Origin of the sequence: Planococcus kocurii, from assembly GCF_001465835.2 — a bacterium.
GTDB lineage: Bacteria > Bacillota > Bacilli > Bacillales_A > Planococcaceae > Planococcus > Planococcus kocurii.
Genome location: NZ_CP013661.2, coordinates 310257 through 332381, shown reverse-complemented (window position 1 = coordinate 332381; position 22125 = coordinate 310257). Strand labels below are relative to the sequence as shown.

Below are 22125 nucleotides of genomic sequence, written 5' to 3'. Positions count from 1 at the left end.
ATGTTTGTCGATCACGTAAAAGTTTATGTTAGAGGTGGCGACGGCGGAGATGGCATGGTTGCATTCCGTCGCGAAAAATATGTACCAAATGGCGGACCTGCCGGCGGAGATGGTGGTAAAGGCGGAAATATCGTTTTTATCGTTGAAGAGGGACTTCGTACGCTAATGGATTTCCGTTACAAACGGATTTTTAAAGCAGAACGTGGAACACACGGCATGAGCAAAAACCAGCACGGTGCTAAAGCAGAAGACACGTTTATTAAAGTTCCACCAGGCACAGTAGTAAAAGACGTCGATTCGGGCGAAACCATTGCGGATTTAGTCGAACATGGCCAAACGGCTGTTATCGCTAAAGGCGGACGCGGCGGACGTGGGAACTCACGTTTTGCGACGCCTGCAAACCCTGCACCAGAACTGTCTGAAAAAGGCGAACCGGGTTATGAGCGTAACGTTATTTTGGAATTGAAAGTATTGGCAGATGCTGGACTAGTTGGATTCCCGAGTGTCGGGAAATCGACTCTTTTGTCCGTCGTTTCTGCAGCAAAGCCGAAAATTGCTGAATACCATTTTACAACAATTGTTCCAAACTTGGGCATGGTTGAAACAGAAGATCAACGCAGCTTTGTTATGGCCGATCTTCCTGGATTAATCGAAGGCGCTCACCAAGGAGTTGGTCTTGGTCATCAATTCTTGCGTCATATCGAACGGACGCGTGTGATTATTCACGTGATTGACATGTCCGGTCTTGAAGGTCGCGACGCTTACGACGATTATGTAACGATTAACGAAGAATTAAAACAATACAACATGCGTTTGACGGAACGTCCGCAATTGATTGTTGCCAACAAAATGGATATGCCCGATTCTGAAGAGAACTTAGCGAAATTCCGTGAGAAATTACCGGAAGATGCACGCATTTTCCCAATCTCTGCATTGTCACGCAAAGGGTTGAATAACTTATTGTTCGCTATTGCTGACGTTATTGAAGTAACGCCGGAGTTCCCATTGATCGACGAAGAAGAAGCCGATTCAGAAAGCACTGTTCTTTACAAACACGAAACGGATGCAGATGGCTTTGACATTACGCGTGGTCCTGATGGTGCGTTCATCTTGACTGGCTATGCCATTGAACGGATGTTCAAGATGACGGACTTTTCTCGTGAAGATTCAATTCGCCGTTTTTCTCGCCAAATGCGCGGTATGGGAATTGATGACGCTCTTCGTGAACGTGGAGCAGAAAATGGCGACACGGTTCGCTTGCTTGAATTCGAATTTGAATTTATGGATTGATGCGGAGGTAGCTTGAATGAAGGATATTTCGGAGCAACGGTATTATTTAGTGCGTGAAGATGTTTTGACAGAAGCGATGCAAAAAACACTCGAAGTGAAAAAAATGCTGCAAAACGATCGCATTTCCATTATGGACGCAGTCAACAAAACAGGTCTTTCACGCTCTGCGTTTTATAAATATCGGGACGCTGTTTTTCCGTTCCATTCGATTGTCAAAGAACGGATCTTGACGGTTTTCTTACAATTAGAAGACCGCTCTGGAACCCTCGCGACACTTTTGCAGGCAGTTGCTGAAAATGGCTGTAATATTTTGACCATCCACCAAACGATTCCAATTCAAGGGCGGGCAAACGTCACTTTGTCTCTGGACGTAACAGCAATGGATGGGGATTTGGACGTATTTTTGCACCAGCTAAAAAAACTCGATTTTGTCGAGTCGGCTGATGTGGTATCAAGTGGAGCATCTTAATGGAGGAATGTTTAAATGACTGGACACGCTGTAAGTAAACGAATTTCATATTTAGGGCCGGAAGCGTCATTTACACACCTTGCGGCAACAAAAGTTTTCCCCGGAGAGACACTGGTACCTTTTACAACCATTCCTGAATGCATAGAAGCAGTGGCAGAAGGCAGCGTAGATTACGCTGTCGTGCCGCTGGAAAATGCGTTAGAAGGATCGGTTCCACTGACTGTGGATTATTTATTCCACGAAGCGCAATTGTATGTGACGGCTGAAGTATTATCTTCAATCGAACAACATTTGTTGGTGCACCCTGAAAACCGCAACGCGGAATCGTTTGAAGCGATTTATTCGCATCCACACGCTTTGGCGCAATGCCACAAATACCTTTTTTATACATACAAAAATACGCCGTTAGAACAATACAGTTCAACAGCGGCTGCAGCTAAAATGGTTTCGGAATTACCGGAACGCAACATCGCAGCGATTGGCAATGAATTCTCTGCGCATAAATACGGGTTGGATATTTTGCAACGGGATATTCACGATTTCCATTTTAACCATACCCGCTTTTTCGTGTTGTCAAAGTCTGATCACAAACTGACAGACCCGGCGCATGACGATCAAATCAAAACAACGTTAATGATTACGCCACCAGATGATGACCGTTCGGGTGTCTTGCACCAAATTTTGTCTGTTTTTGCATGGCGCCGCCTAAACTTGAGTAAAATCGAGTCACGTCCATTGAAAACGGGGCTAGGTGATTATTTCTTTATTGCGGACGTCTTAGCAGAAGAAAAAGATGCGATGATGCGTGGGGCTTTTGAAGAGCTTGCCGCTCTTGGGTGCACCGTTAAAACACTCGGATCGTACTACACGTACAAATGATCAACGACAAGCCCTGTAGCGGAAAATGCTGCAGGGCTTTTTTATGGCAAAACCCGTCTACCTATGTTCAGGTGGACGGGTTGTCACTAAATTTTATTCGCTTTCCTCTAGCAAAAATCCATTGTCTCGCATATCACTGATGGCTTTTTCAAGTGTCACGTGATTTGCTGCTGTAATGGTATGAAGATGTGTGCCGTCTGTTAGCTCCAGCAAATAACTAGCACCGGTGTCATGGACGCGTTGCATAAAGGCCTCGACTTGTTCGACTGTTGCTACGTGAATACCAGCGGTTAGTTCACCGTATACCGGATGCTCAATCGACACATCTTTTACGGTAACGCCTGCTCGGACCAAAAGTTTTAACTCGCGTTCGGTGTCTTCACCTTGGTGGCGGCAAGCGATGCGCCGGGTAGCTAGTTCAGTCACGCGCTCCGCTAGGAACAAATAGCCTTGGCTAGTGGCGATAATTGGCTCGCCTTTTGCTTTGAGCAAGGTCATGTCACCAACGATCACTTGTCGTGACACGTTTGCCAATGCAGCCAAATCACTGCCCGTCATGGGTTCGTTTGACGATTTTATTTTTTCCAACAGAAACTGGCGCCGTTGTTCACCGAATAGTTTTTTCATAAAGATCCCTCGCTTATCAACTTGTTAAGAACATCTTAACATGTGCTGAACAACAGTGGGTTTATTTCGTTTAAGTGTGCGAATATGCTATAATTAGTGAGTTGAATTGGAGGAGAGACTGTCCATGTACGATTACATAAAAGGCAAAGTTACACGCGTAACGCCTGAATATTTAGTGATAGAACAGCAAGGAATCGGCTGGCAGATTTTCGCACCCAATCCGTATTCGTTTGGCACAGAAGATTTGCAAGTGTTCTTGCATCACCACGTGCGTGAAGACGCGCAGTTGTTATTTGGCTTTCCGACATTTGAGCAACGTGAATTGTTTCGTAAGCTAATTTCGGTATCGGGTATTGGTCCAAAAGGTGCGCTCGCTATTTTGGCCAGTGGACAACCGCAACACGTCATCGAAGCGATCGAACGCGAAGATGAATCGTATTTAGTAAAATTCCCTGGAGTCGGCAAAAAAACAGCTCGTCAAATGATTTTGGATTTGAAAGGCAAGTTGACTGAGTTTTTCGGTGATCCATTCGATTCAGAAGAAACTACCACGCTCTTATCAAACGACCTGGTTGAGCTTGAAGAAGCGATGCTAGCACTTGGAGCTCTCGGGTATTCAGAACGTGAAATCAATAAAGTGAAACCACAATTGCGCGAGTTGGATTTAGATACCGAAGGCTTTATGAAAAAAGCACTGCAGCTATTGCTTAAACAAAACTGATGAAAGGAGGCGGACGGCATGGAAGACCGCATTATAGACAGTGAAGTAACAGAGTTTGATGACCGCTTCGAGCAATCGCTGCGTCCCCAATACTTGTCTCAGTATATTGGGCAGCATAAAGTAAAACACAATTTGCAGATTTTCATTGAAGCTGCGAAAATGCGTCAAGAAAGTTTGGACCATGTCTTGTTATACGGGCCTCCTGGACTTGGCAAAACGACATTGGCTGCTGTTATCGCCAATGAAATGGAAGTAAATGTGAAAATGACGAGTGGGCCCGCAATCGAACGCCCCGGCGATTTAGCAGCGATTGTGTCGTCACTCGAGCCCGGAGACGTCTTGTTTATTGACGAAATCCACCGGTTAAACCGAGCAATTGAAGAAGTGTTGTACCCGGCGATGGAAGACTTTTGTATCGATATTGTCGTTGGTAAAGGACCTACTGCGAGATCGGTGCGTTTAGATTTACCACCCTTTACGTTAATCGGTGCGACGACACGTGCTGGTGCTTTATCAGCTCCACTTCGTGACCGTTTCGGAGTATTGTCTCGTCTTGAGTATTACGACACAGAAGCATTGACTGAAATTGTTGTCCGTAGTTCGAAACTGTTTGAAGCCGATATCGATCCGAATGCGGCTGTTGAGATTGCGCGTCGATCTCGTGGGACACCGCGTATTGCCAACCGCTTACTTAAGCGCGTACGTGATTATGCACAAGTTCGTGGAACGGGTTCGATTACGATGGACATGGCGGAACAAGCACTTGAAATGCTGCAAGTTGACCCACTCGGACTCGATCACATTGATCATAAATTATTAACAGGCATGATTGAACGCTTTCGCGGCGGTCCGGTTGGACTGGATACCATCGCTGCAAGTATTGGAGAAGAGTCGACGACCATTGAAGACGTCTACGAACCGTATTTGCTGCAGATTGGTTTTATTCAACGGACACCAAGAGGCCGCACTGTCACCCAACTTGCCTATGAACACTTTAAAATGGAGATGCCTGAATGACAAAACTAACTACACCAAACACAACATTAAACATACAAGATTATGATTTTGACTTGCCTGAAGAATTGATTGCACAAACACCGTTACTTGACCGGACGTCAAGTCGTCTATTGGTGATGAATAAAGAAACAGGACAGACGTCGCACCGCCACTTCCGTGACATTATCGACTATTTGCATAAAGGCGATACACTCGTATTAAACGATACGCGCGTGTTACCTGCACGGTTAATGGGCGTCAAAGAAGACACAGGTGCCAACATCGAATTATTGCTATTAAAGCAAGTGGAGGACGATGTGTGGGAAACGCTGACGAAGCCTGCGAAAAAAGTGAAAGTCGGAACGGTTGTTTCTTTTGGCGATGGCTTGTTGCGTGCTGAATGTACCGGCATATTAGATCACGGTGGCCGTCATTTTAAAATGATTTACGACGGAATTTTTTACGAAATTTTGGATCAGCTCGGCGAAATGCCGTTGCCGCCTTATATCCGCGAAAAATTAGAAGACCAAGACCGTTATCAAACTGTTTTTGCAAAAGAGCGAGGAAGTGCTGCAGCTCCAACTGCTGGACTTCATTTTACCGATGAGTTGCTGGAACAAATTCGTGACAAAGGCGTGAACATCGCATTTATCACACTTCATGTGGGCCTCGGAACTTTCCGTCCGGTGTCGGTCGATTCGATCGAAGACCACGAAATGCATTCGGAATTTTACCGAATACCAAAAGAAACAGCCGATTTGATCAATAAAACCAAACAGAATGGTGGACGAATTGTGTCGGTTGGCACCACGTCCACACGGACACTTGAATCGGTCGCTCAAAAATTTGACGGCAGGCTACAAGAAGATAGTGGCTGGACGGATATTTTTATTTTTCCGGGTTATGAATTCAAAGCGGTAGACGGCTTAATTACCAATTTCCATTTGCCGAAATCGACATTGGTCATGCTCGTTAGCGCATTGTCGAGCCGCGATTATATCTTAAACGCCTACAACCAAGCAGTAGATGAACGTTACCGCTTTTTCAGCTTTGGCGATGCGATGTTTATTGAACCACAGAAAAAGGAGACTCATCCATGACAGCAGCAGTTACGTACGAACACATCAAAACCTGTAAACAAACAGGTGCACGACTTGGAATCGTCCATACACCGCACGGTTCTTTCGAAACACCGGCATTTATGCCAGTCGGAACGCAAGCGACCGTTAAAACCATGTCACCAGAAGAATTAAAAGCCATGAACGCTGGCATTATTTTAAGCAACACGTATCATTTATGGTTGCGTCCAGGGAATGACGTCATTAAAGAAGCGGGTGGATTGCATAAATTCATGAACTGGGATCGCCCGATTTTGACGGATTCTGGTGGTTTTCAAGTATTTTCACTAAGTGAATTCCGCAACATTAAAGAAGAAGGCGTTCATTTCCGTAACCACATGAACGGCGATAAATTATTTTTAAGTCCTGAAAAGGCTATGCATATTCAAAATGATTTGGGATCTGACATCATGATGGCCTTTGACGAATGTCCGCCCTTCCCGGCAACACACGAATACATGAAATCCAGTGTAGAGCGTACGTCGCGCTGGGCAGAACGTTGCCTTGAAGCGCATCAGCGTCCACAAGACCAAGCGTTATTTGGCATTATCCAAGGCGGCGAATTTGAAGACTTGCGTAAGCAAAGTGCACAAGACCTTGTGTCACTGGATTTCCCGGGTTACGCAATTGGCGGATTGTCAGTTGGTGAACCAAAAGACGTCATGAACCGTGCGTTAGAATATACAACACCGTTAATGCCAGCTGATAAGCCGCGTTATTTAATGGGGGTTGGTTCACCCGATTCACTTATCGACGGTGCCATTCGCGGCATTGATATGTTTGATTGTGTCTTACCGACACGGATTGCTCGAAACGGTACATTGATGACGAGCACCGGTCGTTTGAACATTAAAAACGCGGCGTTTAAGCGTGATTTTGGTCCAATTGATGACAAATGCGATTGTTACACATGCACAAATTATTCGCGTGCCTATGTTCATCACTTGATTCGCGCAGACGAAACATTCGGAATTAGGCTTACTAGTTATCATAACCTGCAATTTCTGTTAAACTTAATGGGACAGGTGCGTCAAGCAATTCGTGAAGACCGCCTGGGAGATTTCCGCGAAGAATTTTTCGAAGCGTACGGTTTCAACAAACCCAATGCTAAAAATTTCTGAGTTTGTACGAGAATAGAGAAAGTGAAAGGGGGAAATTGAATAATGGAAACGTTAATTGCGTTATCACCTTTACTATTGATGTTCTTGCTAATGTGGTTTTTCATCATCCGTCCTGCCCAAAAACGCCAAAAAGCAACAAAGAACATGCAGACAGAACTAAGACGTGGCGACCGCATTGTCACAATCGGCGGCTTACACGGCCTTGTGGATGCAGTTGATGATGCGACAATCTTCATCACCGTAGCGGATGGCACGCGCTTGCAGTTTGAGCGTCAAGCAATCGCACGTGTAGTGGATTCAGCAAAAGCAACAATCTAAACCAAATAAAAGCTCGCCTTCGATTTTGAAGGCGATTTTTTTAATTAAACATTCTGTCCTTATTCTAAATTTTCCAGTTACGAGGTACAATGGGTACAGTACATCGGAAAGGAGTATACGCATGACGAGTTATCCCCATCAATTTGAATTCGTTTTGCCGGCACTCGAAAGCAAATGCAGTGAATTCCACCACTTTCAATACGATACATTTACAGAAGCCGATTTATGGGAATTTTGTGTTAAGAAAAAATGGCGAAAAAAAGATATAGAGACGATGCACCTTTACGAAATGATTAATGACATTATGGATATGACTGCTTCGGATTTTTTAGCTTACCACCAAGTAGAAGCGCTAAAAAAAGCGCGTTGGAATGACGTCAGCACACTTGAAAATATCGAACACCTTTTAAGACCGTCTCCGAAAAAATAAACCAGTTTTAGCATGTATATTTTCTTGCTGCGTCTATCGTTTTAAGTGCCGACGCTTGAAAATGTACAAATACATTTACAAGAACCTAAGGCGGCAAATGGCAAAGGGATGCTCCTGCATCGATGCGCAAGCTTAGCCGCAAAGTACTAGCTTGAGTGATTTCATCAACCCAGTCTAACTAGAGAAACAAACTTCAATTCATGAAGTGCAATTTGACAGTATTCGGCAGCTGTTTCATAATGATAGTGCTGTGTTTTACACACCTGAGGAGGAAATTTACATATGAAAGCAAGAGGTCGTATTATTGCCTTTTTCTTACTAGTCATTGCACTGATAGGAATTATTGGCACTACGAGTTTACCCATCGCAAAAGACATTAAATTAGGGTTGGATTTACAAGGTGGTTTTGAAGTGCTTTACGAAGTGACAGCACTTGAAGACGGCCAAGAAATTACAGAAAGTGTGTTGACGGACACAACCGATGCATTGATGAACCGAATCAACGTACTCGGTGTCAGTGAGCCCGTTATTCAGATTGAAGGAGACAACCGCATTCGTGTTCAATTAGCGGGAGTCGAAGATCAATCGTCAGCGCGTGAATTGCTGTCGACTGAAGCAAATTTAACGTTCCGTGATGCGGAAGATAATTTGCTGCTTGCTGGAAATGACTTGAAGCAAGGTGGCGCAACGGGAACTTTTGATTCGAATGGCAATCCTATTGTCACATTGGAATTAAATGACCCAGGAAAATTTGCCGAAGTGACAGAAAGTATTTCGCAAATGCCAGCACCTGACAATGTCTTGGTCATCTGGCTTGATTTTGAAGAAGGTGTCGATTCGTTCGCAGAAGAACGCTTAAAAGCAGATCCGAAATTTGTTTCAGCACCGAGTGTTAGTCAGCGTATTTCATCACCATCTGTTGAAATTTCAGGATCGTTTACTGTAGAAGAAACACAAAATCTATCAGGAATCTTGAATGCAGGTGCTTTGCCGGTAAGTTTGACAGAAATCTACTCGACTTCAGTTGGTGCTCAGTTTGGTGAACAAGCACTTGATCAGACGATGGTCGCAGCTGCTGTCGGTATAGCATTAGTGTTACTATTTATGCTTATTTATTACCGCTTACCAGGAATGGTCGCAGTGGTTACGTTGTCAGCGTATGTGTACTTAATTCTGTTGGTATTTGAATGGATTGGCGGCGTTCTGACGTTACCAGGTATCGCGGCAATCATGCTCGGTGTCGGGATGGCAGTAGATGCCAACATCATCACGTATGAGCGAATTCGTGAAGAAATGCGTGTCGGCAAGTCAGTAAAAGAAGCTTTCAAAGTCGGGGCACGTTCGTCATTCTCGGCAATTATTGATGCCAACGTGACGACCTTATTGGCAGCGATTGTTTTGTTCTATTTCGGAACAAGTTCCGTCAAAGGGTTTGCGACGCTATTGATTATCTCTATTTTGGTCAGCTTTTTAACAGCTGTTTGGGGATCACGTCTATTGCTTGGTCTATGGGTCAACAGCGGAGCACTCGACCACAAACCCGGATTGTTTGGGTTAAAAAAATCAGTTATCCACTCACCAGAAGAAGGTTTAGAAATTACCGATCTTTCAACTCGTTTTGACCGGTTTGATTTTGCAGGCAATCGCAATAAATTCTTCTTGGCTTCGATTGTTTTAATCGTTGCTGGAATGGCTGTTCTTGGTGTGTTCCGTTTGAACTTAGGAATCGATTTCTCGAGTGGAACACGTGTTGAAATTGCTTCAGAAGCAGCATTGACGAAAGAAGAAGTACAAAGCTTCTTAGATGGTGCGGGCTTTGAAACAGACGATATCGTCATTTCAGGTGATGAATCGAATATCGGTGTAGCTCGTTACAATGAAGAATTTAGTCAAGAAGAAATCAATAGCTTGAAAGCGACAGCTACTGAAGAATTTGGTTCTGAACCAAACGTTTCAACGGTATCAGCCACAGTCGGTCAGGAATTGGCAAAAAATGCATTGTATGCATTGTCCATTGCTGCGCTTGGCATAATTATATATGTAGCTTTCCGTTTTGAATGGCGTATGGGTGTGGCATCGGTTGTTGCATTAATTCACGATGCATTCTTTATCGTTGCTATTTTCAGTATGCTCCGACTAGAAGTAGACATTACCTTTATCGCAGCGGTATTGACCATTATCGGTTACTCGATCAATGATACGATTGTGACATTTGACCGAATCCGTGAAAACATGAAACGCATGAAAAAAATTGATTCAGTAGAACAATTGGAAAAAATCGTTAACGTATCGCTTCGTCAAACGCTTGGTCGATCGGTAAATACGGTATTAACGGTATTATTAGTCGTAATCGCGCTATTAATTTTTGGTGCGCCATCGATTACAAACTTCTCCATCGCGTTATTAATCGGTTTGATTGCCGGTACCTATTCTTCGATCTTTATTGCAGCGCAGCTATGGCTAGTGCTGAAAAAAGGGGAGTTGAAGAAAAAAGGACCGATTGATATCGAGAAGAAAGAACAAGAATCTAAATGGGGTTCTGATGAGCCTGTAGTATAAGTTTAAAATAGCAATGGAACAGGGTATAATGACAATGACCTTGTTCCATTTTTTTAAATTTAAAGGGGGAATGGCAATGAAATTACAATGGCTACTTTTAATCGGACTTATTTTCGCAGTAATTATCGCCGTGTTTGCAGTTGTCAATGTGGAGGATGTACCCGTCAATTACGTATTTGGCGAAGCCGAATGGCCGTTGATCTTGGTAATTCTGGCATCAGCATTACTTGGATTCTTACTCAGCAGCGTGCTAGCTATTATGCGCAATTACCAGCTGCAACGTAAAATCAAAGCGCTTCAAAAAGAAGTGGCGGTAAAAGAAACGTTAATCGCTACACAACAAAACGAAATTGGTGCATACCAAAAAGTCGGCATCCAACCAGAACCCCAAATTGTTACAAACGAACCAGTAGTCGATGATTTACGAGAAGAACCAGTAGTTGATACAAGAAAAGATGAAATCTAAAAAAGGAACCTTTCGGTAGAGACGCCGAAAGGTTTTTGTCTGTGATTTTTTGCTGTATAATAGATCGGTGAGGAAGTGATACCAATGATTGAATCTAGAAAAAGATGGCGCTTGACGACGCCAGATGAACAAACAGTTCAAGAAATCCAAAAAGAATTAAACCTATCGTCAGTGCTGGCTAAAATTTTGGTGACACGGGGCTTGAATACAGCTGACGCGGCTCGGACATTTATGCAAATGGACGCAACTTGCATGCACGATCCGTATTTGATGAAAGACATGGATCTAGCTGTCGAGCGTATTCGACAGGCGATTGATAATCAAGAGAAAATTGTTGTCTATGGCGATTACGACGCAGGTGCGACACGTTTCTAACTGAAAAGGTTAGACACTAGGGAGTCGATTAAAATCCCTGGGAGAACTGATTTCTTGATAGGTGGAATGATAGGGTAACGCCTTGAAACGCCTACTCTGATCTTCCGACATGCCTTCTCAATGGTTAAATTGAAAGGTATGAAGCTCGGTGAAGTCGGCAGAGAGAGACCGTAAGTTAGGGAAAGCATAGCGAGTACCTGACACGAAAGCTGTCCAGAGGTGGACGGTGTTTCCTATATGCCGGGAGTCCATAAAGTATCTATGGTTAGAATGTGCTGCAGAAGCACTGACGAATCTCTGAATGTACGGGTCTAGACGTAGTTGTCACAGAAATGTGACAGGTGGCAGTGCCATCGTATGTGTGGGCGAGTAAAAATCTGGCGTTATGAAACCCCATAACTTGTTATAGGCAAGTTCAAGCATACAGGACCATAGGAGAAACCTAAGGATATATGTAAGGATAAAGAAATTGGAACGTGGAAAGCGAAGGATGTGGAGGTATTAATCTACCTACGAAGCAGTTCGGTATATAAAGGGGCAACCTATTAAAACTGATTTACCATTCGTGAGAGTGGAGCCATAGTACCTTTGAAACCATGATAATAATTGGTGGAGGAATAGGCTCTAGTCGGAAATTTCAAAGACTTATAAATGCATAACAGACAAGGACTACTCAGAATTCTTAGGGTTTAAGATGAAGTTAATGCCAAAAGGTGAGAAATGGGTTGTGAAAAGTCATATGTGCGACAAAGCAGTTCAACGCACAAAGAAAAACTTGAAGCAAATCATAAACGGGATTCGATATGATAGCGGTGTTAACGACCAAGCAAGAAAAATAGCACTCTACAACTCGACTGTAATAGGACTTCATCAATATTTCCGTACCGCTACAATGATTTCCGAAGATATGGGGAACATTGCATACGAAGTGAATGCATGCATGAAAGACCATCGTATGAAAAGGCGAATTAAGAAAACAGGTGTGATAACACCTGATTTCTTAAGAAAGAATGCGATGAAGAAATAATCTCAAAGTATCCAATTGGACGATTAGACAGACAAACGAACAAGTGAATTCTGTTAAGTTATGTAGAGTACCAAAGTTTTGAAATTTTTCGATGGAACGCCGTGTGAGGTGAAAGTCTCACGCACGGTGTGAAGTGGGGGAAAAGCTGGCGATAGACTCAAAGGCTTACCTATCACTATATGGTGTCACCAGTACAACCGTCATGATGACCGTATTACAAGATCTAGGGGCCGATGTGTCCTTTATGATACCGAACCGCTTTAAGCATGGGTACGGACCGAATAGTGAACTGTTTCAACAAGCATTTGATCAGGGTACGAAACTAATTGTCACGGTAGATAATGGCATTTCAGGAATCGAACAAGTTGATTTTGCTAACGCTTTAGGGATGGACGTTATTATTAGTGATCATCACGATATCGGTGACCAATTACCAAATGCACTAGCGGTTGTTCACCCGCGTCATCCACAAGGCCACTATCCGTTTGGTGAACTGGCTGGAGTTGGTGTAGCGTTTAAAATAGCACACGCACTGTACGAGGAAATTCCAGACCACTTGATTGAACTAACCGCGATCGGTACGGTGGCCGATCTTGTTCCGCTTCACGGGGAAAACCGAATTTTTGTTAAAGAAGGACTAGCTGCACTTATCGATTCACCGAGTCCTGCGATTGCTGCATTGTGCGAAGTATCAGGCGTTAAACAGCAAGACATTACAGAAGAAACAATCGGCTTTATGTTTGGACCGCGCATTAATGCCATTGGACGTTTGCAAGATGCTGATCCAGCTGTTCGCATGTTCTTAACAGAAGACCCAGCAGAAGCACGTTCACTGGCTTCAGGGTTAGACGTGTTAAACAAAGAGCGGCAAGCGATTGTGAAGAAAATTTCAGAAGAAGCGATGCAGCAAGTTGAACAGCGTTATCCGGACGGTGTGCCGCATGTGTTAGTGGTCGCTCAAGAAGGCTGGAACCCGGGTGTTGTTGGAATCGTTGCCTCGAAACTAACAGAAAAATTTTATCGCCCGTCTATTGTTTTGTCGGTAGATCCTGAAACCAACAAAGCAAAAGGTTCTGCTCGCAGTATTGAAGGCTTTCATTTGTATAACGAACTTGCTAAAAACCGCGACATTTTGCCTCATTTCGGAGGCCATCCAATGGCGGCGGGTATGACGCTTGCGGCAAGTGACGTCGATGATTTGCGTGAGCGCTTAAACAAACAAGCGGAAATTAGCTTAACTGAAGAAGAGTTATTGCCTGTTGTCAACATCGATATTCCGCTCCGTCTTGACGAAATCGACATAACGGCAATCGAGTCCATGCGCTTACTTGCTCCTTTTGGAATGGGCTTTGCTAAGCCGAAATTTTATCTTGAAGGGGTCCATGTGGCATCCATTCGCAAAATTGGAGCTGCCCAAAATCACTTGAAGATGGAACTGACACAGCAAGCAGCTTCTATAGACGCTGTTGGTTTTGGTCTCGGTTCGGTTGGTGATGAATTAACACCGGATGTCAAAATAGATGTTATCGGTGATTTACAGGTCAATGAATGGAATGGTCGGAAAAAACCGCAATTGATGGTGGAAGATGTTCGTACAGATCAATGGCAATTATTTGATATTCGCGGCATTCGCCAAGTATCGCGTTGGTCAAAGTTGATCCCGAAAGAAAATCAAGTATTCCTAGCGTTTAAAGAAGAAACACCCGCATTATTCCAGTCCCTATTGGCTCAACCCATTTGCACTGTTGCTCAAGTAAAAGCCATGTCAGGAAGTAAAGACCACTTGGTGTTATTGGATTTACCGGAATCAGAAGAGCAATTGGTATCTGTTTTAGCAAATATGAAGCCAAAGCGGGTGTATGCTCATTTCCATGCGAAAGATTCTCAGTATTTTGAACAGATTCCCACACGTGAACAATTTAAATGGCTGTTTTCGTTTATTAAAAAACGCGGGACTTTTGACTTTACTAAACATTGTGACGAACTGGCGAAACACAAAGGTTGGACGCGGGAGTCATTATTTTTCATGCTGCAGGTGTTTTTTGAACTCGGTTTTGTTACACTTAACAATGGCATTACCGAGATTGCGCAATCGCCAAGCAAACAGGATTTGTCAGAAGCGCCGATTTACAAACGTCGCGAGCAGCAGATTGCTCTGGAGCAGAAGCTTTTGTATGCGTCTTATAAAGATTTAAAAGAGTGGTTCGATGCGACAGTGTCTGCCAAGGAGGAACAAATATGGATTTAAAACAGTACATCACCATTGTTGAAGATTGGCCAAAACCTGGAATTCGTTTTAAGGACATCACGTCATTGATGGACAACGGAACTGCCTATAAGTATGCAACAGACAAAATCGTTGAATACGCAAAAACAGTAAATGCTGAAGTCATTGTAGGACCTGAAGCGCGTGGATTTATCATCGGCTGCCCAGTCGCTTATGCGCTTGAACTTGGCTTTGCACCCGTTCGTAAAGAAGGCAAGTTGCCGCGCGAAGTGATCACAGCCGAATACGGTCTTGAATACGGGACAGATGTGTTAACGATGCATAAAGACGCAATCAAACCGGGGCAACGTGTCTTGATCACGGATGATTTGCTTGCAACAGGTGGCACAATCGGTGCGACGATTAATTTAGTAGAACAGCTTGGCGGAATTGTCGTTGGCTGCGCATTTTTGATTGAATTGACTTATTTAGATGGACGCAAAAACTTAGGCGGCTATGATGTCACGACTTTAATGCAATATTAATACCGGATCTCTTCGCCTTTTTAAGGTGAAGGGATTTTTTTCTTGAATCAGGGTATGGACAAAGGTAAGGCCATAAATTGGAGGTGACCAAATGAAGCTGAGCAAACAACACAACCCCCGATTAAACGCTACGTGGATAGATCAATTACTAGACGACCGCACCCCTCTTGAAAAAATCACCTGCGAAACGGAACAATTCTTTCAAGCCATCCGAAAAGAGTTCGTCTTTAGCAAGTATGCGAGGCCTAAAAAAAGCATGACTGAAAAAATGTGGTCTTTAATAGCTGAAAAGTATTCGGTAGAAGATGAACGTTCTTCGGAGACCTGTGTTTCTGACAATGAGCTATACCCAGCATGGAAAACGCAACTAGACAGCGAGTACCGAAAACTTGAGTCGACGATTGTACAGTGCGTCAACGTTACTGATTATGGCGCGATAGGTGACGGAAAGACCGACTGTACAGATGCTTTTAAACGAGCACTTGGCAAAGGTCGAGTACAAGTAGAGGTTCCAAAAGGTGTTTATCTCGTAAAGGGACTGCGTTTGCCTTCATGGACACGTTTGACGGGTGCTGGAAAAGGAGCAACTGTTTTAAAGTTGCATCCTAAAGCCTCTCGCAAGACCCGGTTATTGACCAACCGCAATTACTTAATGGGTAACCGCAATATTTCTGTAGAAGGGCTGACGCTTGATTGGCATGTAGAACGTTTGGGAGATGTCGAAAAAACCAGTGCAGGCGGAAATTATTCCAGCTGTTTAACTTATGCCCACGTAACATTTGGGTGGGTCAAAGATGTGGAGGCATTAAATCCAGGTCTGCATTGTTTTGATATTACGTCACCGCTTTATAATTACGCAGGAGATGGATTGCGAGGCAAAAGTGGCAGTCGTTTTGTCTGGCTTGATGGCGTTAGCGGTTCTGGTTTTGGCGACGACGGATTGACAACGCATCATAGTGACTATATTTTTGTCACCAACTCACATTTTAGTGATCCGAGTGGACGCGCGCATCAGCAAGGGTTTTCAAACTCCAATGGCTTTGAAATAGATGATGGATCTCGTTACGTTTGGTTAGTTAATAATTCGAGTGCGCGTTGTTTTGGTGGAATTGAGATTAAAGCGCATGCCAATTCTTCAGCAGCCTCAAATGTCTTTATTTCGGGACATTTATCGGTTCACGATAACCGGTCGTTTAATTTCCGTCACATTGGTCATCATAAAAAAGAGGATCCCGAATCGCGTTCGGCGTTTGCTATTCGTGCACAACGGTTAGTGTCAATTGATCCAATCGAAACAACTTTATACGAAGGTTCTGCGCCGCGCAGTTTAGTTATTTCAGCTTACCGCAATGTGGCGATCAACCGGTTTTTGTTTGTCGGAGATCCAGATTATGATTACAAGCTTCAACCAGCTTCAGCCGTTCAATACCGTGCCGCGTGTGTGTCTTTGAGTAATGGTAAGATTCAAGGGTTTACGACAGCGGAGACGGATCTTTCAATAGCTGGCGGTGAACAACATGCCAGCAGTGTAAGCGTTCAAAACTTGGTCAGCACCGGTTCAGCTGAACAAGCAGTCGTTGTTGGAGCAGGTAGCGAGTTGGTTTACTTAGAAAATATTAGAAAGCGGAGTTCTCATCTGCTTTAACATACATCAACAAGGAGGCAATTACATGAGACTGACAGGAAAAAAAGTGCTGAGTTTTATTCATCATGACTTTGAAGATTTGGAACTATGGTATCCGATTTTAAGATTGCGAGAAGAAGGGGCACAAGTGGACATTGCAGGAGAAGAATCGGGCGTTGAATATATTGGTAAATATGGCGTTCCAGCGACATCTGATTTGACTTATGCACAAGCGCTTGGCAATGAATACGACGCCGTTCTCGTTCCTGGCGGTTGGGCACCAGACAAAATACGACGGTTTCCTGACGTTTTACAGTTGGTTCGCCGTATGGACGAACAGCAAAAACCGATTGGTCAAATTTGTCACGCTGGTTGGGTACTTATTTCCGCCGATATTTTAACCGGTCGAAAAGTGACCAGTACACCAGGAATAAAAGATGACATGATCAACGCGGGCGCCGAGTGGTTTGATGAATCAGTGGTGGTCGATGGGCACTTAGTATCGAGCCGCCGTCCGCCTGATTTACCAGATTATCTCAGGGAATTTATTAAAGTGCTAGAGAACAGCTAACAAAGCTTTACTTTTAACCCCATTGTTTTTTATAATAGAAAGATATACTTTTGGAAAAATTTAAAGCAAGGTGGGCAATTATGGCGAAAGATCTAGTGAGAACAGCTGAAGATGTATTCGAGATGGTTGCGTCTTATATGAATGCCGAACATGTGAAAACAATCAAGAGGGCCTATCAAGTTGCGTACGACGCCCATATGGGTCAGTTTCGCAAATCAGGCGAACCGTATATTGTGCATCCGGTGCAAGTGGCAGGGATTCTGGCAGAATTACAAATGGACCCGGCTACAGTAGCGGCAGGCTTTTTGCACGATGTAGTCGAAGACACGGAAGTCAGCCGTGAAGACATCGTTCGTGATTTCGATGAAGAAGTTGCCATGCTCGTTGACGGCGTGACGAAGTTAAGCAAAATCAAGTATTTATCAAAAGAAGAGCAACAAGCAGAAAATCACCGCAAAATGTTTGTCGCAATGGCACAAGACATTCGTGTTATTTTGATTAAACTGGCAGATCGTTTGCACAATCTTCGTACGTTGAAATACCAGACCGTCGAAAAGCAACGCATTAAAGCTAATGAGACGCTGGAAATCTTTGCCCCGATTGCGCACCGTCTCGGTATCAATACCATTAAATGGGAACTGGAAGATACAGCGTTGCGTTATTTGAATCCGCAACAGTATTACCGGATTGTCAATTTGATGAAAAAGAAACGTACCGAACGAGAAGATTATTTGAATAAGGTCATGAGTGAGATTCGCGTACAACTCGACGAAGTCGATATTAAAGCGGATCTTTTCGGTCGGCCCAAACACATTTACAGCATTTACCGGAAAATGGCAATTCAAAACAAGCAGTTTAATGAAATCTATGATTTGCTGGCAGTCCGCATAACAGTGGAAAGCATTAAAGATTGCTACGCGGTACTAGGAATTATTCATTCTACTTGGAAGCCGATGCCAGGGCGTTTTAAAGATTATATCGCCATGCCAAAGCAAAATTTATACCAGTCGCTTCACACGACGGTTATTGGTCCTCAAGGCGATCCGCTTGAAGTACAAATTCGCACGGAAGAAATGCACCGCATTGCGGAGTATGGTGTGGCAGCGCATTGGGCCTATAAAGAAGGCAAGATTATCGACAAGCCGAAAAGTTCTGTCGATTCACGATTGTCGTGGTTCCGTGAAATTCTGGATTTCCAGAACGAATCGGATAATGCTGAAGAATTTATGGAATCGTTAAAATACGATTTGTTTTCTGACATGGTTTATGTATTTTCACCAAAAGGCGATGTCATTGAAATGCCAGCAGGCTCTTGTCCAATCGATTTTGCTTATCGTGTGCATTCGGAAATTGGCAATAAAACCATTGGCGCAAAAATAAACGGCAAGATGGCGCCCCTCGATACGGAGTTACACACCGGTAATATTGTGGAAATTTTAACTTCGAAGCAATCTTTTGGTCCAAGTCGCGATTGGTTGAAAATCGCGAAATCCACGCAAACCAAAAATAAAATCAAGCAATTTTTCAAAAAGCAATTGCGTGAAGACAATGTCCAAAAAGGTCGAGATTTGATTGAAAAAGAAATAAAAGCGCAAGAATTTGTTCTGAAAGAAGTACTGAGTAATGAAAACATCAAACGTGTTTGTGAAAAATTCAATTTTGCAGGCGAAGACGATATGTATGCAGCTGTTGGCTTTAACGGGATTACAGCTCAACAAGTTGTAAACCGATTAGCTGAAAAAATGCGTAAAAAACGCGAGCAAGAAGAGGCAATTGAAAAAATTACTGTTGAAATGAAATCCAACGTGCCTAAAAAACAAACCGATTCCGGTGTCATTGTTAGAGGAATCGATAATATGATGATTCGCTTGTCTAAGTGTTGCAACCCGGTACCGGGTGACGATATTATCGGGTTTATTACAAAAGGGCGTGGCGTTTCGGTTCACCGCACGGATTGTCCAAATGTCCACTCTGGAGAAAACGACCGACTTATTCCCGTCGAGTGGGAAAATGAAGGATCGCCTGATAACAAATCCTACCAAATTGATATTGAAGTTCAAGCGTACGACCGCAACGGATTGATTAATGAAGTGATGCACATGGTCAGTGAAACGAAAACGACGATTACAGCGGTCAGCGGTCGAGCAGACAAAGACAAAATCGCGACGATCAATTTGTCGATCATGATTCCTCACATCAAGCATCTAAACCGTGTTGTTGAACGCATCAAATCGATTCCAGATGTTTATTCCGTTTTACGGGTGACAAATTAATGAGAGTAGTTCTGCAACGATCTAAAAGTGCATCGGTGACAGTCGACGGCGCGGTAACTGGCGCGATCCAATCGGGTTATGTGTTACTCGTTGGCATCACCCACGAAGATACCGAAAAAGACGCGGATTATTTGGCGGGCAAGATTGCACAACTTCGTCTGTTTGAAGATGAAGAAGGCAAGATGAACCGATCAATTCTCGATCACGGCGGTGAAATCCTGTCGATTTCTCAGTTTACGCTGTATGGTGATGTGAAAAAAGGGCGTCGCCCAAGTTTTATCGCGGCGGCACGACCAGAAACGGCTGAACATCTTTGGTTAGCTTTTAACAAAGCGTTACAAAGGTACGGCCTGGTTGTCGAAACAGGTGTTTTTGGCGCCATGATGGACGTTCAGCTAGTGAATGATGGCCCCGTAACGATTTTAGTTGAATCTAAATAGGCAGTTGAGATAAGTGCAGGCGGAATATGCCTGCGCTTCTTTTTTTGCTGTGGCGGTGTTTGCGCGATAAGAGCGGTCCAGCGGAAAAACGCGCGATCGAGCAGGATACGCGCAGTCTAGTGGGAGGTCGCCAAACATACACAGAAAAAAGCACGGTGGACATGTCCACCGTGCTTTTATTACTCAACAAGCTGTGCATCGAAATAGTTGATTAGGCCAGTATAGAGGCCGAGCGCCGCCTGTTCGCGGAATTGACTGCTAGTCAACACGCGTTCTTCGTTAAAATTGCTCAAAAAGCCAAGTTCGACTAGAACGGCAGGCTGTTTGTTTTCGCGCAATACCAAGTAATTGCCATGCTGAACGCCACGGTCTTGCAAGGTCAATTTTTTGCCAAGTTCTTCATTTAAATAGGCGGCTAGTTCTTTTTGGAAATCGTGTTGGTAGTACGATGTGAATCCGGAGACGCTGCTGTCGTCGGTCGCATCATAGTGGATGCTGACAAAAGCGTCTGCTCCAGCTTGGTGACTTCCAGCGACGCGCGTGCGAAGGTCGACGTAAGTATCTGATTGCCGCGTCATAACAACTTCTGCACCTGCTGCATTTAAATGACGCGATAAAATCTCTGCTGTTTTTAAGGTTAATTCTTTTTCTTGTGTTTTGCGCACGCCCACTGTGCCACCGTCATTGCCACCGTGACCCGGATCTAGAACGATAGTCAGACCGTCCAATGTTCCTTTTCTGCGATCAGGAGAATCAACTTGTTCTTTTTGGGAAAATGTTTCTTCTGTAGATACGACCCACTCTGCTACAAAAGCAGTCTGACCGTCCGCGAGAAGAACTTGATACCATTCTTCTTGCTTATCAACGACGGCTAGCTGATTTCCAGCATCTGCCCGGCTGACTACTTCAGAATCAGTCGAAGCTTGGCTCCGCAAATTGGTGCCATCCGTTAAAATCGTGACAGCTTCTTTGGCGTCACTTGTAACAGTCTCTGCTGTCTGATCTGATAATTGACCGTGAAAAGCATAAACCCAGCCTTTTTTTCCTTTTGCCAATTCGATTTCTACCCAATGGCCTTCCATGGAAATTACAGGAAAGACTTCGCCTTTCGTGCCAGTCTGTTGAATTTTTGAACTGAGGTCAGGCTTTGAGCGAATATTTAATGTGTTGACTGCGATTTCAAAAGAAGAAACTTTGGAGATAGGTTCTTTCTTTTGTTCAGATTCAGCTGAATCTGCCGGTTTTTCTGACGTTGTGTCTTTGTCGCTAGAGACAATATACTGTTTGGAAACAAATCCGCGTGTATTACGGAAATCAATCTCAAGCCAGTCATCCGCCACGCCAATGATTTCAGCGGTATCGCCGGCATCCATTTTGGTGAGCACAGCTGCCGATAAATCAGCTTGCGCACGTACGTTGAGACCATTGACAGAAGAGACGGCTGTTTGCCCAGTGGCTGTTTGGTCTTCGTCAGACGCTGCAGTTAGCCACGAAGCAATCCATCCTTCTTGCCGGTCGACCTGTACTTGTAACCAGTCACCTTGTTTGGAAATAACGGAAGCTGTCTGTCCTTGTTCTAAATCACCCGTGACGCTGTAGGACAAACCAGGACCTGAACGAACGTTGACCATGGTTCCGGTAATTTCAACTGTGCCTGCATCGGCCGAAACATGATTTTTATCTAGCAACGGAAAGCTACTGGATATGAATAAAAAGAATAGAATAATTGCAATTAAGCCCTTGTGTTTCATGCGTTACCCCCTAAGAGAACTTCTCTTCAATAGTATCAAATATTACAGCGCTTGTGTCAAAAAGGTTGACAAGCTACGGGCAAATTATTAAGATTGATTTATTATCCTTATATATTTGCTGACGACAAAGAAAGTAATTGCATGATTTGGCTGAAAAGAGAGGGGAAGTCTCGGGCTGTAAACTTTCCTGCAGACAAGTGCGACGAAAAACACTTTTGAGGCTTTTTTCTGAACTGCGCTTGCCGCTTATTAGGAAAAAACGGAACCGGCCGTTACCCGGAATGAGAGGATGCATTTTTTGCATCAACTAGGGTGGAAC

At 43.9% G+C, this 22125-nt stretch carries 21 protein-coding genes and 1 other annotated feature (1 of these 22 cut by a window edge); of the genes, 19 read left to right on the top strand and 2 right to left on the bottom strand.

Annotated elements, in window-relative coordinates:
* The 3 genes from obgE to pheA are packed head-to-tail and all read left to right on the top strand — an operon-like array spanning window position 1 to window position 2638.
* Entirely contained in the window at window positions 1-1290 is a 1290-nt protein-coding gene (obgE, locus tag AUO94_RS01685; RefSeq protein ID WP_058385628.1) for a GTPase ObgE, read from the top strand.
* Window positions 1291-1306: 16 nt separating this feature from the next.
* Window positions 1307-1759 carry an ACT domain-containing protein gene (locus AUO94_RS01680; RefSeq protein ID WP_058385627.1) on the top strand — a complete coding sequence of 151 codons (453 nt, stop codon included), beginning with the start codon at window positions 1307-1309 and terminating at the stop codon, window positions 1757-1759.
* A gap of 15 nt (window positions 1760-1774) precedes the next feature.
* Window positions 1775-2638, top strand: coding sequence for a prephenate dehydratase (gene pheA, locus AUO94_RS01675; protein WP_058385626.1), 864 nt, complete (start codon window positions 1775-1777; stop codon window positions 2636-2638).
* A gap of 93 nt (window positions 2639-2731) precedes the next feature.
* On the opposite strand, the gene AUO94_RS01670 is transcribed toward pheA, so the two are convergent.
* On the bottom strand, window positions 2732-3265 hold the full coding sequence (locus AUO94_RS01670) for a transcription repressor NadR (protein ID WP_058385625.1): 534 nt from the start codon (window positions 3263-3265) through the stop codon (window positions 2732-2734).
* A gap of 124 nt (window positions 3266-3389) precedes the next feature.
* On the opposite strand from AUO94_RS01670, the gene ruvA reads away from it, so the two are divergent.
* The 16 genes from ruvA to dtd all read left to right on the top strand — a co-directional run bounded on the left by ruvA (window position 3390) and on the right by dtd (window position 20055).
* Window positions 3390-3986 carry a Holliday junction branch migration protein RuvA gene (ruvA, locus tag AUO94_RS01665; protein ID WP_058385624.1) on the top strand — a complete coding sequence of 199 codons (597 nt, stop codon included), beginning with the start codon at window positions 3390-3392 and terminating at the stop codon, window positions 3984-3986.
* Window positions 3987-4004: 18 nt separating this feature from the next.
* Entirely contained in the window at window positions 4005-5003 is a 999-nt protein-coding gene (gene ruvB / locus AUO94_RS01660; protein WP_058385623.1) for a Holliday junction branch migration DNA helicase RuvB, read from the top strand.
* Window positions 5000-6082, top strand: coding sequence for a tRNA preQ1(34) S-adenosylmethionine ribosyltransferase-isomerase QueA (gene queA, locus AUO94_RS01655; RefSeq protein ID WP_058385622.1), 1083 nt, complete (start codon window positions 5000-5002; stop codon window positions 6080-6082). Before ruvB ends, queA begins: the two co-directional genes overlap by 4 nt.
* Window positions 6079-7221, top strand: coding sequence for a tRNA guanosine(34) transglycosylase Tgt (gene tgt, locus AUO94_RS01650; RefSeq protein ID WP_058385621.1), 1143 nt, complete (start codon window positions 6079-6081; stop codon window positions 7219-7221). Before queA ends, tgt begins: the two co-directional genes overlap by 4 nt.
* A 42-nt stretch (window positions 7222-7263) precedes the next feature.
* Window positions 7264-7539, top strand: a complete 276-nt coding sequence (gene yajC, locus AUO94_RS01645; protein ID WP_058385620.1) for a preprotein translocase subunit YajC — start codon at window positions 7264-7266, stop codon at window positions 7537-7539.
* 121 nt (window positions 7540-7660) lie between these two features.
* The gene (locus AUO94_RS01640) at window positions 7661-7969 is read left to right on the top strand and encodes a post-transcriptional regulator (RefSeq protein ID WP_058385619.1); all 309 of its coding nucleotides are present in this window, start codon (window positions 7661-7663) and stop codon (window positions 7967-7969) included.
* Window positions 7970-8251: 282 nt separating this feature from the next.
* Window positions 8252-10528 carry a protein translocase subunit SecDF gene (secDF, locus tag AUO94_RS01635; protein WP_058385618.1) on the top strand — a complete coding sequence of 759 codons (2277 nt, stop codon included), beginning with the start codon at window positions 8252-8254 and terminating at the stop codon, window positions 10526-10528.
* Between the two features lie 76 nt (window positions 10529-10604).
* A complete protein-coding gene (locus AUO94_RS01630; protein ID WP_058385617.1) occupies window positions 10605-10994 on the top strand; it encodes a LapA family protein in 390 nt (129 codons plus the stop codon).
* A gap of 84 nt (window positions 10995-11078) precedes the next feature.
* Entirely contained in the window at window positions 11079-11369 is a 291-nt protein-coding gene (locus tag AUO94_RS01625) for a hypothetical protein (protein WP_058385616.1), read from the top strand.
* Window positions 11370-12063: 694 nt separating this feature from the next.
* Complete coding sequence (locus AUO94_RS01620) at window positions 12064-12396, top strand: hypothetical protein (RefSeq protein WP_169793153.1); 333 nt, start codon at window positions 12064-12066, stop codon at window positions 12394-12396.
* A gap of 133 nt (window positions 12397-12529) precedes the next feature.
* On the top strand, window positions 12530-14644 hold the full coding sequence (gene recJ / locus AUO94_RS01615) for a single-stranded-DNA-specific exonuclease RecJ (RefSeq protein ID WP_237150165.1): 2115 nt from the start codon (window positions 12530-12532) through the stop codon (window positions 14642-14644).
* Window positions 14635-15147 (top strand): adenine phosphoribosyltransferase, encoded by a 513-nt coding sequence (locus AUO94_RS01610; RefSeq protein WP_058385613.1) that lies wholly within the window; start codon window positions 14635-14637, stop codon window positions 15145-15147. The genes recJ and AUO94_RS01610 overlap by 10 nt, the downstream gene beginning before the upstream one ends.
* Before the next feature lie 91 nt (window positions 15148-15238).
* Complete coding sequence (locus AUO94_RS01605; RefSeq protein ID WP_058385612.1) at window positions 15239-16792, top strand: glycosyl hydrolase family 28-related protein; 1554 nt, start codon at window positions 15239-15241, stop codon at window positions 16790-16792.
* Between the two features lie 25 nt (window positions 16793-16817).
* Entirely contained in the window at window positions 16818-17342 is a 525-nt protein-coding gene (locus tag AUO94_RS01600) for a type 1 glutamine amidotransferase domain-containing protein (protein ID WP_058385611.1), read from the top strand.
* 80 nt (window positions 17343-17422) lie between these two features.
* On the top strand, window positions 17423-19615 hold the full coding sequence (locus AUO94_RS01595) for a RelA/SpoT family protein (protein WP_058385610.1): 2193 nt from the start codon (window positions 17423-17425) through the stop codon (window positions 19613-19615).
* A complete protein-coding gene (gene dtd, locus AUO94_RS01590) occupies window positions 19615-20055 on the top strand; it encodes a D-aminoacyl-tRNA deacylase (protein WP_058385609.1) in 441 nt (146 codons plus the stop codon). Before AUO94_RS01595 ends, dtd begins: the two co-directional genes overlap by 1 nt.
* 179 nt (window positions 20056-20234) lie before the next feature.
* Here dtd and AUO94_RS01585 read toward each other — a convergent pair whose 3' ends face one another.
* Window positions 20235-21806 carry an N-acetylmuramoyl-L-alanine amidase family protein gene (locus AUO94_RS01585; RefSeq protein WP_058385608.1) on the bottom strand — a complete coding sequence of 524 codons (1572 nt, stop codon included), beginning with the start codon at window positions 21804-21806 and terminating at the stop codon, window positions 20235-20237.
* A gap of 112 nt (window positions 21807-21918) precedes the next feature.
* Window positions 21919-22125 (top strand) — a binding site (T-box leader); it runs 32 nt beyond the window's last position.